This is a genomic window from Polaromonas sp. CG_9.5, assembly GCF_035984465.1.
Classification (GTDB): Bacteria; Pseudomonadota; Gammaproteobacteria; order Burkholderiales; family Burkholderiaceae_C; genus Polaromonas.
Genome location: NZ_JAXCHR010000002.1, coordinates 17,393 through 32,128 on the forward strand (window position 1 = coordinate 17,393; position 14,736 = coordinate 32,128).

A 14,736-nucleotide genomic window follows, 5' to 3' on the forward strand; every position below is an offset into this window, starting at 1 on the left:
CCCTTCACCGTAACAATCGGTTATCGGCTTTTAGGCTTGTGCTGACTGACTTTATGCACCTGCGCAAGGCAGCGGCTTTGGCTTACAACGCCGTGTGATCACGCAGGGTATCGGCCGGCAACTGGTCAATTTCAGCCAGCAACTGCGCCAGGCTGCGGCCCATTGCCCCCAATAACGCATGGCCTTTTTCTGCCGTAGCAGCAGCAGCGTTGCCGACTGCGCCGTGCGGGTTGTAGTCCTGCATTTGCCAGCCCAGCTTGGCGCTGCGGCCATCGCCCAGAATGCTGAAGCGCTCAGAGCGGTCTTGCGAGGTCGAATGAAAATTCCGCGCCTTCGCCATATCAACCTGACCGGGTTGCAGCGCCAGCATCATCGAGGTCTCCATCTCGCCGGCATGAATGCCAAAACGGTGTTCATGCGCGCTGAACCGGTCCGCCACCGACGCCCCGTTTTCGTCCTTGAGCGGCAGATTGAATGAATTGACGCTGTACACCAGCATGCTTAGACGCGTACGCAAGTCGCGCGCCACGACATCCATCAGCCCGACATTGCCGCCATGCGAATTGAGCAGCACCAGCTTTTTCACGCCCGTGGCAGCCACCGACTCGGCCAGCTCGGTCCAGAGCCGGATCACGGTTTCGGCTTTCAGCGTCAGCGTGCCGGCAAAACGCGTGTGTTCAAGGCTGAAACCGATGGATTGCGTCGGCAAAAACAGCACTGGCAAATCAGCCTGTAAATGTGGCAGCGCAGCTTTGATGACACCATTGACTAGCGTCGTATCAACATTCAGCGGCAAGTGCGGCCCATGCTGCTCGATGGCCGCCACCGGCAGCACGGCAATGCAGCGGGCCAGGTCAAGCCGCGCAAAGTCGGGGCTTTTCAGGTCGGCCCAAAAGCGCGGCAAGGCAGAAGGTGCAGTCGTTTCGAGGTTCATGGCGCTATTGTCAGCGCGCGGGCCGGTGACGACAAAAGCGACACCGTGTCAGCCTGAATCTATTTGACCAGCAACACCGGAACCGATGACTGATGGATCACCGCCTGTGCGACCGAGCCGATAAACAGGTTGCCCATGGCCCCCATGCCGCGTGTCCCCATGACGATCTGGTCAACCTGCCGGTCTTTTGCTATCCGCACGATCTCATTGGCAATCACGCCATACGCGCGGACGGATTCACTCACTTTGAGCCCCGCAGCACTGGCCTGCTCCATTGCCAGCTTCAGGATGACGTTTTGCTGAATGTCCTGCTCGGCTTCGATTTTCTGAAGGGTGGCGGCGCTGTAGCTTCCGTAAAAAAGCGGCTCAGGGCTGACACACAGCAATATCGCCTCCAGTTCGAGCGAAGCGCGGGCCATCTTGCCAACAGCCGCCATCGCCCGTTCTGCGTGTTCAGAACCATCCACCGCAATCAATATTTTCAGCATGTCCTGCTCCTGCCTTTAACTTCTGGAAATTAAAAAATGTTCGCCTGCCTTTCAAGCAGGCAGGTCATTGCAAAGCCGGTGACGCCAGGCCAAACCGGCTCAAGCCACCGGACTCAAACAGCCGTTTTGCGAAAATTCTCGACGCCGCTCTTGAGTTTTTCAAGCGAGCTGCTGAAGTTCTCTTTCACCTGATTCCACGACGCCAGCGTGGCTGTTTTCACGGCGCCCAGACGCTCCTGCGCTTCGTCCATCTCGACTTCAAGCTGCTTCACTTCGTCAGCCAGCCGGGCTTTTGTGGCGGCGCCGGAGACTTCGGCCTTTACCTTGAATTCGGTAATGGCCACTTTCAGTTCATCCAGCTCTTTTTGCGCAGCTTGCGCAAACGCCGTGCGCTCGCCCTCCTGCGGACCCGCCTGGTCTGCCGTTGCAGCAGGTTTTTGCAATTCCGGCATCGGCGGCCGCAACTTGTCACACGACACACTGGAAATGGCCGCAAGCAGGGCCAGGCTGACAACTGAAAAGGGATGTTTCATGATGACTCCATGGTTCAGAAGATGACCCTCTGAAATCTAGCCCCGTCCCGATAAAAACTTTTGAGATATATCAACGGCCCGCCAGTCCGCACGCACATTCACCACGACATCAGATTAAGCCGCTGCAGCCGCTTTCTGAATCGCGTCGCGGTGGGTTTGCTGGCTGACATGGCGCTCTTGCCGCTCAGACCGGCGCTTGACCGCTCCCGCCGGCAAGGCCGAACGCTCGGCGCTCAACAGATCAGCCAGGCATTGCGGCCGGCCACGCGCCCCGCTGGCGCGGTAGTCGGCCAGCAAGGCGGCGCGAACCGCGTCATCGTTCAGACCGCGCACCGTCGTCAAGTGGTCAAACAATACATCGACCAGCTTTTCCAGCGCAAATTCATGCGTCTTGGCGGTGGTGCGCCAGAGCCAGTCGCTGAAAGCCAGAAAATGCCCGAATGCCGAGCCCGCCGCCTCCGCGTCATCGCGCAGCAGCAAGCGCAGCGCCGCAGAAAACCGGCCTGAATTAGCCACCATTTCCCAATAGCGCGCAAACCGCTGGATGCGCTGCATCGTCGCAAAGCCAATCGTCGAGGTCTGCAAAATCGTGTACGGCGTTTGCGGGTCGTAAGCCATTGCAAAGTCTGCCGTGTGCCGCGTGATGGGCGTGCCGCGCAGGCGCTTCAAAATGCCGAACTGGATTTCATGCGGCGCAAGTTCATAGAGCCGGTCAAAGCCGTCGGCAAAGCTCTGCAGCGTTTCGCCCGGCAGGCCAAAAATCAAATCAGCATGCACATGCGCCTGGCTTTCGCCCACCAGCCAGCGCAGGTTGTCGGCAGTCTTTTGGTTATCTTGCTTGCGCGAAATGCGCTGCTGCACTTCGGGGTTAAAGCTCTGAATGCCGACTTCAAACTGCAGCGAGCCGGCCGGAAACTGCACGATCAACGCCTTCAGCCGGTCCGGCAGGCTGTCAGGCACGACTTCAAAATGCACGAACAAATCGGGTGCCATCCGGTCCAGGAAAAACTGCAAAATCCGCACCGAAAAATCGACTTTCAAATTAAAGGTGCGGTCGACAAACTTGAAGTTGCGCGCGCCGCGCTGAAACAGTGTGTCCATCTCGGCCATGAAGCCGTCCAGCTCAAACGCCCACGCCGTCTTGTCGAGCGAACTCAGGCAAAACTCGCACTTGAACGGGCAGCCGCGCGAGGCTTCGACATACAGCAGGCGCTTGGCCAGGTCTTCTGCCGTGTATTCGTCGTAGGGCAAAGCCAGTTCTTGCAGCGCCGGCTGCTCGCCGATGACGACTTTCATCAGCGGCTTCGGGCCATCGAGCAGCGCGCGACACAGCTTGGGAAAACTCACGTCGCCCCAGCCGGTCACCACATGGTCGGCCAGCCGGCAGATTTCCTGGCTATCGGTTTCATAGCTGACTTCCGGCCCGCCCAGCACGATCTTGATGTCGGGCCGCAGGGTTTTCAGCAGGCGCACGACCTGCGTGGTTTCGACCACGTTCCAGATATAAATGCCCAGCCCAATCACCTGCGGATTGAGCGCCAGCAGGTCTTCAACGATTTGCGTGGGCCGCTGCTGGATGACGAATTCGCGCAGTTGCGTGCGGGCGCGCAATCCCGCGCCGCCATGCCGGTCCATGTTGGCCAGCAGGCAGCGCAGGCCGAGCGAGGCGTGAATGTACTTGGCGTTCAGCGTGGCCAGAACAATGGCGGGCGAGTCGGTGGCTTGAGGGAAAGGCATGGCGGCATTATCGAGTTTTGCCGCCAAAACGGCTTTGCGCGCGCGCCGCACCCGCACGGGGACAGGCTGCATTGCCAAACCCGCATCGTGTGTGGCATGACCTGTGTCAAAGGAAGCGGTGCCACGGACGCTTGTCCCACAGCGTGGCAGTCGGTTGGCTCACGGGAGCGGCCGCCAGCGCGACTTATAACCGGGGTTGCCACGGGCGTTCTGCCCGTTGACGCGTCAACTTTTCTCAGGAGCGCACATGAACTCATCTACCCCCCAGCCAACAGACACACAGCCCGTTGATGGAGACCTTGTCGAGCAAGCCGTGCCCGGACACGGCATTCCGTCGCAAGACCCGAATCTTGCGGCGCAGGTTGCCCTCAGTCCTGAAGAAGCGGAGCGTGAATCCAAGTCCACACTGATCGGCTGCGGTCTGGTGGCGGGAACAGCGACAGGGGCCGCAGTGGGCGCTGCGGTGGCAGGCCCGGTCGGTATCCTGGTCGGCGGCATGATCGGCGCGGTGGCCGGTGCAATGGGCGGCGCTGGCGCGGGGGCGATGGCAAGTTCGGACAGCACGACGCCGGCTGACGATGCTGAAAAAGCCCATAAAGACACCCTGCCACGCTGATCCACCTGGCAATTTGAAGGGCCGTCTCGACACGTCAAACAACAGACTGAGGGTGGGCCGCGTCTTGGGTCTGCCCACGGAACGGCCACGGCGCACCGCATAGTCTTACGTGATCCATCGCGTTTCGCCATCGTCGAGCTTGTTCATGGGCCAGTTCAGCACCGGGCCTGCAAACCCCTCGTCAGCACCGGAAAAACCCAGCCTGTGTTCGGCCAGTCAATCGCCGCCTGTACGCTACTAAATTAATAGCTGCTTGCGTAGGTTCAGCTTGCGCTAGAGGCGTAAAAAAATTAAAAAATGACCCGTACGAATGCGGCTGCTCGGTGTAAGGCAGCAGCAGGGTCATGCGCGCCAAAAACACTTCCTTAGATTGATTCAAATGGTTACGATTGAATCGTCACGACTGAACGGGATGCGTTTCGTTCGTTAAATGCTTGGCACGCCGCCGGGCCGTTCGCAAGTCAGAAAAACCTGTCCGGTGGTTTCGCAGCAAAGGAGTTGGCTATGAGCAAAGGTAGCGGCGGCGCAGGTCGCGGGGGTTCTGGCGGTGGCACGACTGGCGGCGGGGGCAAAGGCGGCGGCGGGGCCAGTGGCGGCGCGAAAGGCGGCGGTGGAAGTGGCGCAGACGGCAAAGGCGCAGGCGCTCCGGGTGGCTGGCCAAGCACTACCAGAATGCCTTCGGGCGGTGGCCGGGGCAATGCGCCGCCTTCAAAGTAATACGCGATAAGCGAATTGCGGGCACGGGGATTTTATCGTCGTAGCTCGTAACTTGTGCTTCTTTCAAAGGCACAGAGTTATGAAAAGTGCGATTAGGTCATATTCAAATTAATTTGAATCTAAGTCTAATTTCCCGCTCTGGATATCAGCGACTTTTATCCTCTAAAACATTAAAAGAGGATGGTTCTTCACGCCGCTTTTATTCATATTTTTCATAAAATCAGTTTGTAATTGAAAATTTAAAAATTTATTTTCAGTGAATGTTGTTCGATTATTTCTATTCATCATCATTAGTAAAATCGACTCATTCAAAAAACAGAATCTATCTTCTACAATTTGCTGATAAGCAAATAAATATTTAGCCCCGAAAAAAGACTTTATTTTTTCAGCAAGTTTTTTGTTTCCTCCTATAAAGCATGATGAAAATATAATTATTTTTTCATGGTTTTTAGGATTAACTATAAAGTTATTAGTCCCATTAATTATTTCCCCATTTGATAAAATAAAACCATCAGCTTTACACACATGCCCACTAAAAATAATCACGTCCTCTTCAATGTAATTTTTAAAAAAATATTCAATATCAGCCAAAGAGTGGACGCGCTCATAAGTAAATCTCCAGCCTGAAGCAGCACAAAAAGTTCTCCAGAAATCTGCTGAATTTCTGATTGTGCTATCACCATTTTTATGAGTAGATAAAATGGTATCAAATACGCGAATTCCTGAAATCATTACTTCTCCAAATATTGTTAATCTTAAAAATTATAAAACTTGCACTAAATTATAAAATAGCTTCTACTTTAGTAATATATGTTTTTAACTAGTCCTCTAACAGGCTGCTGAAATACTCCCGAATAGGAAAATCCGAAAAATTTCGACCTCATAGAACGGCCTACAAGTGATTTTTTCAAAGTAGGCAAGGGGTCAGGTACTCTTTTTGCAACTCTTTTTGAGGGCGAAAACCAGTATTTCAGCAGCCTGCTAAACCGAAGAACTATTCAGCTCTTTTCACATGCGCCAAGATAGTATGAGGATAAATTTATCTAAAATATATGAATGTGATCGTACAAACGCTTGAAAACTGGAAAAATTCTCTACCTAAAGAGGTGCCTCTGGCAGGCTTGATTTCAATCAGCCCAACCGCCTATAAGTGGAAGGCGCTTTATCGTTCTCGTATTTTGAGAGAAACTGTTTTCTGGCGGCTTCATGACTTGCTAACTCAGTCGTACACATTACATCAGCAAGGATATGCACTGGGTGCTCGCATCTTACTACGGAGTGGATTTGAGACACTGGCAACGCTCATCTATCTTAACCAACTCAACACTAGTGTTTTGGATGGATCGTTGGATTTTCATGCATTCGGTGACAAAACATCTGTGCTGCTGCTGGGCTCAAGAAACGAAACGACAAAACATAAATCTATCAATATAGTAACGGTACTTGAGAAATGTGATAAGTCTTATCCAGGCATGATGAAATTATATGCAGACCTTTCAGAAAGTTCGCACCCAAATCATGAAGGGATATGCATTGGTTATTCGTCAATTGACTTTGAAAATCATATAACTACATTCTCAAACAAATTTCCCAGCATGCATTCTGGAATGCATCAGGAATATATGCTGCTGTGCATGAAAATCTTTGAGCATGAATATAACGAAGTGTCGGTATCGAAAATTAGAAAATTGGAAGCATGGATCGAAACGAATGATGCTCAGCTTGAAGCAACAAAATAGACCTGATCGAAATTAAGGATGTAGAGCCTAGTGAGTTACCTACTAACTCATGTAGAAGTAGCCGACCCATCCTGCTTGCACTGCGATTCCAGCCGCTATACTTCCCCGCAAGCCCACATCAAAAAAAGATATGGCCGAGATTGGTCTCTCGAATCACTCTGCGACATAAGCCGCAGTCTTCCCGCAGAACCTGTGGCTTCATCATTTGTGCTTCCAGTTTTTGGCAGCTCGGATGGGGGAGCTTCTGCTCCGCCGGTTTTCGCAAGAGTGCCCGGTAGACCAACCCGTTCGAGCTGCCGCCCCCGATTGGTCTCGGGTGCGGCGGTTTTTGCAAACTGCACTCTTGGAGGCCATGCATGGCTCACTCTTCCGCACACTCGCCCGTGGCATTCCACGGCGCACCGCTTTTCGCCTTTTCCCGCCAAGGCGGTGCCGCATGAGCGCCAGCCTGAGCCTTGATCTGGCCGCGCGTCTGTGGCGCTGCGCCCTGCCCCGTGGCACGTCCAAGCTGGTGCTGCAATGCTTTTGCCACCACGTCAACAACACCTCTGGCCTGTGCTGGCCGTCCATCGCCCGCGTGGCGCGGATGTGCGGCCTGAGCGAGCGCGCCGTGCAGGGCCATGTGCGCGGGCTGGTTGCAGCGGGCATTTTGCGGCCCCGGCTGCGCGTCGGCCACGCCACGCGCTACACAGTTCACCTGGACGGCTTGGTGCCGCTGGTGTTAGCGTCTGCGCCGGGCGGCGGCGTTGTGGTGCTCAATGACGCGTGGCAAGGCGCTGGCGCTGTTAATCGCCCAGCCCCAACCCCCGCAGTTTTTGCCACGCCCGCCGCAGAAAACGACACGCCACCCCCGCAGATTTCGACCTTGACCCCCGCAGAATCTGCACCCATAACAGTATTGAACCTTCAACAGAACACCAAAGGAACAAGCGCACCGGCCTTGCCAGCGGTGCTGAGTCGGGTCAATGGCGTGCGCCCCGAAGTCCTGGCCGACTTTGCGGCCATCCGCCAAGCCAAACGCATGGGGCCGGTCACGGCAGCGGTGATCGAGGTCATCGGCCAGCAAGCCCGCCTTGCCGGCCTGAGTCTGGAGCAGGCGCTGCAAACCTGCTGCGACCCGCGCCGCCGCTGGGCGCGGTTTGAGGCTGGTTGGCTGTCAGCCGCGCCCGGTGGCTTGGGCCTCAGCCCCGCCGCCACGACCGCCACGGTGAAAGCGCCCGCACTGTGGAAGCCGCCCGTCGCCCAACCCGCCGCACCGGAAGTCGTAGCCGCTGGCCGCGCGCGCATCGCCGCCCTGCGCCAAGCCACGGTGGGCGCAGGTCTGGGCAGCAGCAAAGGCTGTGGCTGGGCGCATGCCGCCATCGAAAAACACCAGTCCGGCCAGCCCGTGCGCCGCGCCGTGCTGCTCGACGCCTGCGCCGCGCTCAGGCTGAATCCGGCGAGTTTGAGGGCGGCGCGGATGCATTGAGGGCAGAAATTTATCAGTGGTCGCGACGGATAGATACGGCTGGCTGACTTGCAGCGGCAGATTGCGCTTTAAAAGTTGGCGAAATAGTTGGCGGAACTATAGAAAAATCCAATTAAATCAAATGCTTATGTTCGATTAAACCTTGGCAAAGCCGGCTTGGTGTTTGACGCCGCAAGGCAAGTACCCGCTTCGCCAGCCCCTCTCATGGGCAAACCATGCCAAACCGCGCTTTGAATTCATAGACCCATCCCGTATTGCAATACGGGCAACCCGCCGCATGAGCCGGTGCCCAATCCGCAACGCTACCGCCGACTGTTTTTTGCCTGGGACGGCGAGGTGCTGGTGGTCAACATCCTGGGTAAACCCGGCGCTGGCAAGGAAGCCATCGGCAAGCCCAAGGGCACGCAGCTCCGCATCCGGGCACCGAAAAAACTGCTGGCGGTGTTTGCGCTGCCCGCCTCGTAAATCACTACTTTATTGATAGCTGCTTGCGCCCGCCCTTACTGCACTAGAGGCCAATTTGGCTACTATTTCGGTTCAATTTCTGCGCAGCGCCCGAAGCCGCTGCCACACCACGGCCTTGGGTTCCACCATGGCCATTGCCTGCATGCAGCGCTCCAGCCATCCTTGCCGGGTTTGCAGCCGCAGCAGGGCCTTGCCCAGATCCTGACGAATGGCGTTGCCATAGGCACCGTGCGCTTTCAGCAGGGCTTGTCGAAGCAGCGCCAGTGACGGCTTCATCATGGCCAGGTCAATCACGTCACGGCTGAAAACGCCGTCGTCGGCCCATCAGCAACGGGCCATTGAGCGCGCGCAGCACCTGGGCAATGCGCTGGTGGTGCGGTCGTTCAAACAGGGCGGGCATTCATGTCAGGGCCAGGCGCAAGGCATCGACCAGTTGCCGCTCATGCGGCTGCAGCGTTGACGCGTCGATATGGCGCCAGTTGCGCTCATAAATACTGAGCGCTTCTGCCGGTGTCAGTTCATCAACGCCCTGCACATGCCAGGCCAGTTGCTTGAGTTGCGGGTAGTCGCCCAAACGCACTCGCGCTGGAATCCAGCCCGTGCGGTCGGCAGTCGGCGCAGCGGCGGCTTGATCAGCTGGCAGGCTCAGGCTAATGTCCAGCCCCAGCGCCGCCGTGACGTTGAGGTAGGCCGCCATGGTGACGGCGGGCGCGCCTTTTTCCATGCGATGCAAGGTCACGCGCGACAGGCCAGCGGCTTCTGCAGCGACCGTGGCGCTGAGCTTGAGCGCCTTGCGGCGCGTGCGAATCTGCTCCCCGAGCGCAGCCAATCGAGTGGCTGAGGTGTTTGAAATGGCAAGCGGTGGTGCGGGCATAGTGTTTCTCATTTTATACATTTAGATAAAAATGTAAATAATGAGAAACTTATTTAAAGTAAACGCAGCCGCAAGGTGACCCATCACAGGCGACACCGGCGTGAACGACGCAGCGCGCGCTGGCGCACAATCCGGGATTCGGACGCCGTCTGCGCGTCCTCTGGCTGCTGCCGGAACTAAAGGCGGGGCCGTCACTCCCATTAGCACCATGAATTTTCAACGTTTTATTTCCGCTATTTTTTTAATAGCTGCTTGCGCCCTCGGAACAAGCGCATCAGCCCAAAATGGCTTGTTAAAAACAGCTTCGCACAGTCCGGTGGTGACCACCGACCAAGTGCGGGCCGAACTGCTGGCCTGGGCGCCTGAAGGCGTCGAGGCGGGCAAGCCGGTCTGGCTGGGCCTGCAACTGGCGCACCAGCCGGAATGGCATACCTACTGGAAAAATTCCGGCGACTCGGGTTTGCCGACGATGCTGGAATGGCAACTGCCGGACGGCATCACGGCGGGCGAGATTGCCTGGCCGACACCGAAAAAAATCCCTATCGGCACGCTGGCCAACTACGGCTACGAGCAAACCGTGCTGCTGCCGGTGCCGCTGACGGTGGCACCGGGGTTCAACGCGCAGCAACTCGACATCAAGCTGAAGGCGGCGTGGCTGGTTTGCCGCAAGGAATGCATTCCGCAAGAGGGCGAATTTACGCTGAGTCTGCCGGTCAAGGGATCGACAGCCGCCAGCGGTCAGGCGTTTCAGGCGGCGTTTGATGCCGCGCCCAAACCACTGGCCACGGGCAGCAGTCAGCTGGAAGTGAGCGGCACGGCGCTCAAGGTGTCGCTGGCCGGTTTGCCGGCGGCGCTGCAAGACCAGACGCTGGCGCTGTTCCCCGAAACCGCCGGCGTGATCGAGCCTGCTGGCGCGTGGCAGCAAGCGTGGCAGGGCGCGGTCTGGACGGCAGAGCTGCCGCTCTCTGGCCAGCGCACCGAAAGCCCCGCGAACATGCCGCTGGTCGTGGCCTACAACAACGCGGCTTACCGTATCGACGCGCCGGTCAAAGGCGACTGGCCAGCCGTTGCCAGCGTCGCCGTGGTGTCGCCGGCGCTGGCGGCGGCGCTGAAGGCCAATGCGGCGGCAATGCCCGCAGCCCAGCCCGCCGCACCGTCTTCAATCAGCCTGCTGGCGGCTTTGCTGGGGGCACTGCTGGGCGGCATGATCCTGAACCTGATGCCCTGCGTTTTTCCGGTGCTGGCCATCAAGGTGGTGGGGTTTGTGAATGAGAAAAGCCAGGCTGCGCGCCTGACTTCAGGGCTGGCCTACAGCGCTGGCGTGGTGCTGTCTTTTCTGGCGCTGGGGGCGTTGCTGCTGGGCCTGCGGGCGGCGGGCGACCAGTTGGGCTGGGGCTTTCAGCTGCAAAGCCCGGCGGTGGTGGCGGCGCTGGCAGCACTGTTCACGCTGCTGGGGCTGAACCTGGCGGGGCTGTTTGAATTTGGCACCATCTTGCCCAGCCGCGCCATGAATCTGCAGTCAAAAAATCCCGGCGTGAATGCGTTTTTATCTGGCGTGCTGGCCACGGCCATTGCGTCGCCCTGCACCGCGCCGTTCATGGGGGCGTCGCTGGGGTATGCCGTGGGCTTGCCGGCGCTGCAGGCGCTGGCGGTGTTTGGTGCGATTGGCGTGGGCATGGCGCTGCCGTATCTGGCGCTCAGTGCGCTGCCCGGCCTGGCGCGCGCCCTGCCCCGGCCCGGCGCGTGGATGGTGACGTTGAAGCAGTTGATGGCTTTTCCGATGTTTGCCACCGTCGCCTGGCTGGTCTGGGTGCTGGGCCAGCAAAGCGGCATTGACGGCGCGGGTGCATTGCTGGCGCTGCTGGTGCTGCTGTCGCTGGCAGTCTGGGCGCTGGGGTTGAACGGCACGGCGCGACGCAGCATTGCTGCATTTTCAATAGCACTCTTCGCACTGGGAATATGGACTATCGGCCCGAACATCATCAAACCTGTGCCGACGCCCGCGACCGCCGCATCAAGCCGCTGGCAAGACTGGCAGCCGGGCCGGGTCGCAGAGCTGACAGCGCAAGGCCAAAGCGTGTTTGTCGATTTCACCGCTGCCTGGTGCGTGACCTGCCAATACAACAAAAAAACCACGCTGGTCAACGCCGACGTGCTGGCCGATATGGACGCCAAAAAAGTGGCCCTGCTGCGTGCCGACTGGACGCGCCGCGACCCGGCCGTGACGCAGGCGCTGGCCGAACTGGGCCGCAGCGGCGTGCCGGTTTACGTGATTTACAAGCCCGGCCGCGCGCCCGTGGTGTTGTCCGAAATTTTGTCTGTGCGCGATGTCCGGGCCGAACTGGCCAGGCTGTGAGGGGTGCGCCGCCAAGCCGCTAATATCCATCCATCCTCAACCCCCGGAGACTGACGATGAATTCTGTCACCCATGCCGAACGCATTCCGTACATCCTCAATCATTGCCGCACGATTGCCGTCGTCGGTCTGTCGCCCAAGCCGCATCGGGCCAGCTTTGATGTGTCGCGCTACATGCAGGCCGCCGGCTACCGCATCATTCCGGTCAACCCGAACGCGACCGAGGTGCTGGGCGAAAAAGCCTATGCCACGCTCACCGAAGCGGCGCAGCACGAAACCATTGACCTGGTGAACTGCTTTCGCAACAGCGAAGACATTCCGCCCATCGTTGACGAGGCGATTGCCATCGGCGCCAAAGCGGTCTGGATGCAGCTCGGCGTGGCCCATGCCGGCGCGGCTGCCACCGCCGAAGCCGCAGGCCTCTTGGTGGTGCAAGACCACTGCATCAAGATTGACCACCGGGTGCTGCTGTCCAGCGGGTTGCTGCATTCGCCTGCGCAGCCAGAGACGCCCGCGCGCTGAGCCGTGGCGTCCCGGCCGATGCGTGCGCCACGCGGCGTTGCCGCGCCCTTTGCCTTGCCTTTGACCGTGCTGCTGCTGGCAGGCTGCGCCAGTTCGGTGCCCACCACGCGCGGCCAAACGCAGGTCGCCCCGATGGCCCCGTCGGAAGTCGTCCAGTCAGACGTGAACCGTATGGCGACGCTGGGCATGCGCGACAACCTCGACAGCCTGCTGCGCATTGCCGACAAGCTTTACAAGCGCAACCCGGCCGAATGGCGCAAGACCGGCGTCACCAGCCGCGACGCCGCGCTGGAAAAACTGCGCCAAACCATCGAACGCCCTGCGCCCTGGCCCGAACTGCAGGGCAAACGCGATATTGCGGCCCTGTCGCTGGCGCTCAGCAACGACTTCAGCGGCGACCGGGTGGCGGCGTTTGTGCATGCCAGCGCCGACATGCTGGTGACGGCGCACGGCGGCAAAACCACGCTGTATCTGATTGACAGCCTGGACGCCCAGTACATCTACAACGCGGCCCGCAACATTGAGATTGCCGTCTGGCTGCTGTCCACCCGGCGCAATGCCGCCGGCCAGACGCTGCTGCTGGCGGACGAAATCTCGGGACTGGAGCGCAACCTGAGTTTTGAGCGCGAATTTGGCAAGATCATTGGCCGGCTCGATTTGCTGGCCGAAGTGGTGACCGAAAAGTACCGGCGCGCCGTCATCAGCTATGTACAAAATCTGGCCGGCGGCACGTTTTTGCAGTTTCTGCCCGTGCGCTGACGCCTTGCCAACCGTGGCCGCGCTAGAGGCTCGCAGACCCTGAAACCTTCGCCCCCGGCTTTCTTTTTCTTTTCGAGACACGCATGCCCCAGAACTATCTGCCCAAGGTCAAAAGCCAGTACGAATCCCTGCCCTACCCGCCGTGCGACCCGGAAGACGACCGCAAGCGCCTGGTGCTGACCTGGCTTGAAGACCTGCCGATGATCAACCACTACTGTTTTGCCGGAAAACAGTCGTTTACGCACAATTTCCGGGCGCTGGTGGCCGGCGGTGGTACTGGCGACGCAACGATTTTCCTGGCCGAGCAGTTGCGCGCAACTAACGCCGAAATCGTTCACCTCGACATGAGCCACGCCAGCACCGCGCTGGCCCAGCAACGCGCCAAAATTCGCGGTTTGAACAACATCACGTGGGTGCATGACTCGCTGCTGAACCTGCCGGCGCTGGAGCTGGGCCAGTTCGACTACATCAACTGCAGCGGCGTGCTGCACCACCTGGCTGACCCCGACCTGGGCCTGCGGGTGCTGCGCAGCGCGCTCAAGCCCGCTGGGGCGATCGGCCTGATGGTTTATGCCACCACCGGCCGCGCCGGCGTGTACCAGATGCAGGCGCTGATGCGGCTGGTCCATAACGAGCAAAACGGCCATGAAGTGGCCGAGCAGCGCAAGATTGCCAACACCCGCGAGTTGCTCGGCAGTTTGCCGCCCAGCAACTGGTTTTTACGCGGCGAAGACCTGTACCACGACCACAAGCTGGGCGACGCCGGCATCTACGACTTGCTGCTGCATTCGCAAGACCGTTCTTACAGCGTGGGCGAATTGTTCGACTGGCTGGGCACGCAGCACGGCCTGCATTTGAGCTTCAGCGATGTGCAGCGCGGCCGCTCGCCCTATTTGCCGCACATGGTGCTGGGCCGCAAACCGCCCGCCATGACCGCCAGCCTGCGCCAGTTGCCGCTGCGCCAGCAGTACGAAATGGCCGAATTGATGATTGGCAACATCGTCACGCATTCGCTCTACCTCACGCAAAACGCCGCTTGCACCGCGCCGTATGGCGATGCGGCCTATATTCCGTTTTTCTACCATGAACCGCTGACCGGCGAGATTGCCGCGCAGGTGTTTGACAGCCACCGGGGCCAGCCCTTCATGCTCGCGCACCAGCATTCAGGCGTGACGGTCATGGTCAATCCGGGCAAATACGGCGCCAAAATCCTGCGGCTGATCGACGGCCAGAAAAGTTTCGGCCAAATTTTTGACCAGTTCCGTGCCGACTGGCGTGGCCGGGCCGCCGCGCCTGACAACGCCGCGCTGTTTGCCGACTTTGCCGAGTCGTACGGAACGCTCAACGCGCTGGAGCGCCTGCTGCTCAAGCACCCGGATGCCACGGCTTGAAAAACGCCGCACCCGCACGGATTTTGCTATTTAAATAAGAGCTGCACACGCCCGCAGTGTCTGCACAAGCGCCTGTTTTGATGCAAAAACAGGGCGTGCAGCCGCTGCCAAGGCCTGCTGCAGCATTTACCGCCATCC

15 protein-coding genes are annotated in these 14,736 nt (G+C 58.7%); 8 read left to right on the forward strand and 7 right to left on the reverse strand.

From position 1 onward, the window contains the following. Window positions 1-82 precede the first annotated feature (82 nt). The 4 genes from RCH06_RS01535 to RCH06_RS01550 all read right to left on the reverse strand — a co-directional run bounded on the left by RCH06_RS01535 (window position 83) and on the right by RCH06_RS01550 (window position 3,692). Window positions 83-934, reverse strand: coding sequence for a creatininase family protein (locus RCH06_RS01535; protein WP_327079678.1), 852 nt, complete (start codon window positions 932-934; stop codon window positions 83-85). A 59-nt stretch (window positions 935-993) separates the two neighbouring features. Continuing rightward, window positions 994-1,422 (reverse strand): universal stress protein, encoded by a 429-nt coding sequence (locus RCH06_RS01540; protein WP_327079679.1) that lies wholly within the window; start codon window positions 1,420-1,422, stop codon window positions 994-996. Window positions 1,423-1,535: 113 nt separating this feature from the next. Beyond that, complete coding sequence (locus RCH06_RS01545) at window positions 1,536-1,955, reverse strand: hypothetical protein (protein ID WP_327079680.1); 420 nt, start codon at window positions 1,953-1,955, stop codon at window positions 1,536-1,538. 114 nt (window positions 1,956-2,069) lie between these two features. Further along, complete coding sequence (locus tag RCH06_RS01550; protein WP_327079681.1) at window positions 2,070-3,692, reverse strand: B12-binding domain-containing radical SAM protein; 1,623 nt, start codon at window positions 3,690-3,692, stop codon at window positions 2,070-2,072. A gap of 247 nt (window positions 3,693-3,939) precedes the next feature. Here RCH06_RS01550 and RCH06_RS01555 point away from each other — a divergent pair, with 247 nt between their 5' ends. Then, window positions 3,940-4,308 carry a hypothetical protein gene (locus RCH06_RS01555; protein WP_327079682.1) on the forward strand — a complete coding sequence of 123 codons (369 nt, stop codon included), beginning with the start codon at window positions 3,940-3,942 and terminating at the stop codon, window positions 4,306-4,308. An 879-nt stretch (window positions 4,309-5,187) separates the two neighbouring features. Here RCH06_RS01555 and RCH06_RS01560 read toward each other — a convergent pair. Continuing rightward, a complete protein-coding gene (locus tag RCH06_RS01560) occupies window positions 5,188-5,757 on the reverse strand; it encodes a hypothetical protein (RefSeq protein ID WP_327079683.1) in 570 nt (189 codons plus the stop codon). A 320-nt stretch (window positions 5,758-6,077) separates the two neighbouring features. On the opposite strand from RCH06_RS01560, the gene RCH06_RS01565 reads away from it, so the two are divergent. The 3 genes from RCH06_RS01565 to RCH06_RS01575 all read left to right on the forward strand — a co-directional run bounded on the left by RCH06_RS01565 (window position 6,078) and on the right by RCH06_RS01575 (window position 8,697). Then, window positions 6,078-6,764: a hypothetical protein gene (locus RCH06_RS01565; protein ID WP_327079684.1), complete on the forward strand. Its 687-nt coding sequence runs from the start codon at window positions 6,078-6,080 to the stop codon at window positions 6,762-6,764. Window positions 6,765-7,200: 436 nt separating this feature from the next. Continuing rightward, window positions 7,201-8,232 (forward strand): helix-turn-helix domain-containing protein, encoded by a 1,032-nt coding sequence (locus RCH06_RS01570; RefSeq protein WP_327079685.1) that lies wholly within the window; start codon window positions 7,201-7,203, stop codon window positions 8,230-8,232. Window positions 8,233-8,517: 285 nt separating this feature from the next. Continuing rightward, window positions 8,518-8,697 (forward strand): hypothetical protein, encoded by a 180-nt coding sequence (locus tag RCH06_RS01575; protein WP_327079686.1) that lies wholly within the window; start codon window positions 8,518-8,520, stop codon window positions 8,695-8,697. Between the two features lie 72 nt (window positions 8,698-8,769). On the opposite strand, the gene RCH06_RS01580 is transcribed toward RCH06_RS01575, so the two are convergent. Then, window positions 8,770-8,976, reverse strand: a complete 207-nt coding sequence (locus tag RCH06_RS01580; protein ID WP_327079687.1) for a hypothetical protein — start codon at window positions 8,974-8,976, stop codon at window positions 8,770-8,772. A 121-nt stretch (window positions 8,977-9,097) separates the two neighbouring features. Beyond that, on the reverse strand, window positions 9,098-9,571 hold the full coding sequence (locus RCH06_RS01585; protein WP_327079688.1) for a helix-turn-helix domain-containing protein: 474 nt from the start codon (window positions 9,569-9,571) through the stop codon (window positions 9,098-9,100). A 208-nt stretch (window positions 9,572-9,779) separates the two neighbouring features. Here RCH06_RS01585 and RCH06_RS01590 point away from each other — a divergent pair, with 208 nt between their 5' ends. The 4 genes from RCH06_RS01590 to RCH06_RS01605 all read left to right on the forward strand — a co-directional run bounded on the left by RCH06_RS01590 (window position 9,780) and on the right by RCH06_RS01605 (window position 14,598). Next, window positions 9,780-11,927 (forward strand): protein-disulfide reductase DsbD family protein, encoded by a 2,148-nt coding sequence (locus RCH06_RS01590; RefSeq protein ID WP_327079689.1) that lies wholly within the window; start codon window positions 9,780-9,782, stop codon window positions 11,925-11,927. 56 nt (window positions 11,928-11,983) lie between these two features. After that, the gene (locus tag RCH06_RS01595; RefSeq protein ID WP_327079690.1) at window positions 11,984-12,448 is read left to right on the forward strand and encodes a CoA-binding protein; all 465 of its coding nucleotides are present in this window, start codon (window positions 11,984-11,986) and stop codon (window positions 12,446-12,448) included. Between the two features lie 18 nt (window positions 12,449-12,466). After that, window positions 12,467-13,207, forward strand: a complete 741-nt coding sequence (locus RCH06_RS01600; protein ID WP_327079691.1) for a hypothetical protein — start codon at window positions 12,467-12,469, stop codon at window positions 13,205-13,207. Window positions 13,208-13,290: 83 nt separating this feature from the next. Continuing rightward, window positions 13,291-14,598 carry a class I SAM-dependent methyltransferase gene (locus tag RCH06_RS01605; RefSeq protein ID WP_327079692.1) on the forward strand — a complete coding sequence of 436 codons (1,308 nt, stop codon included), beginning with the start codon at window positions 13,291-13,293 and terminating at the stop codon, window positions 14,596-14,598. Window positions 14,599-14,736: the final 138 nt, after the last annotated feature.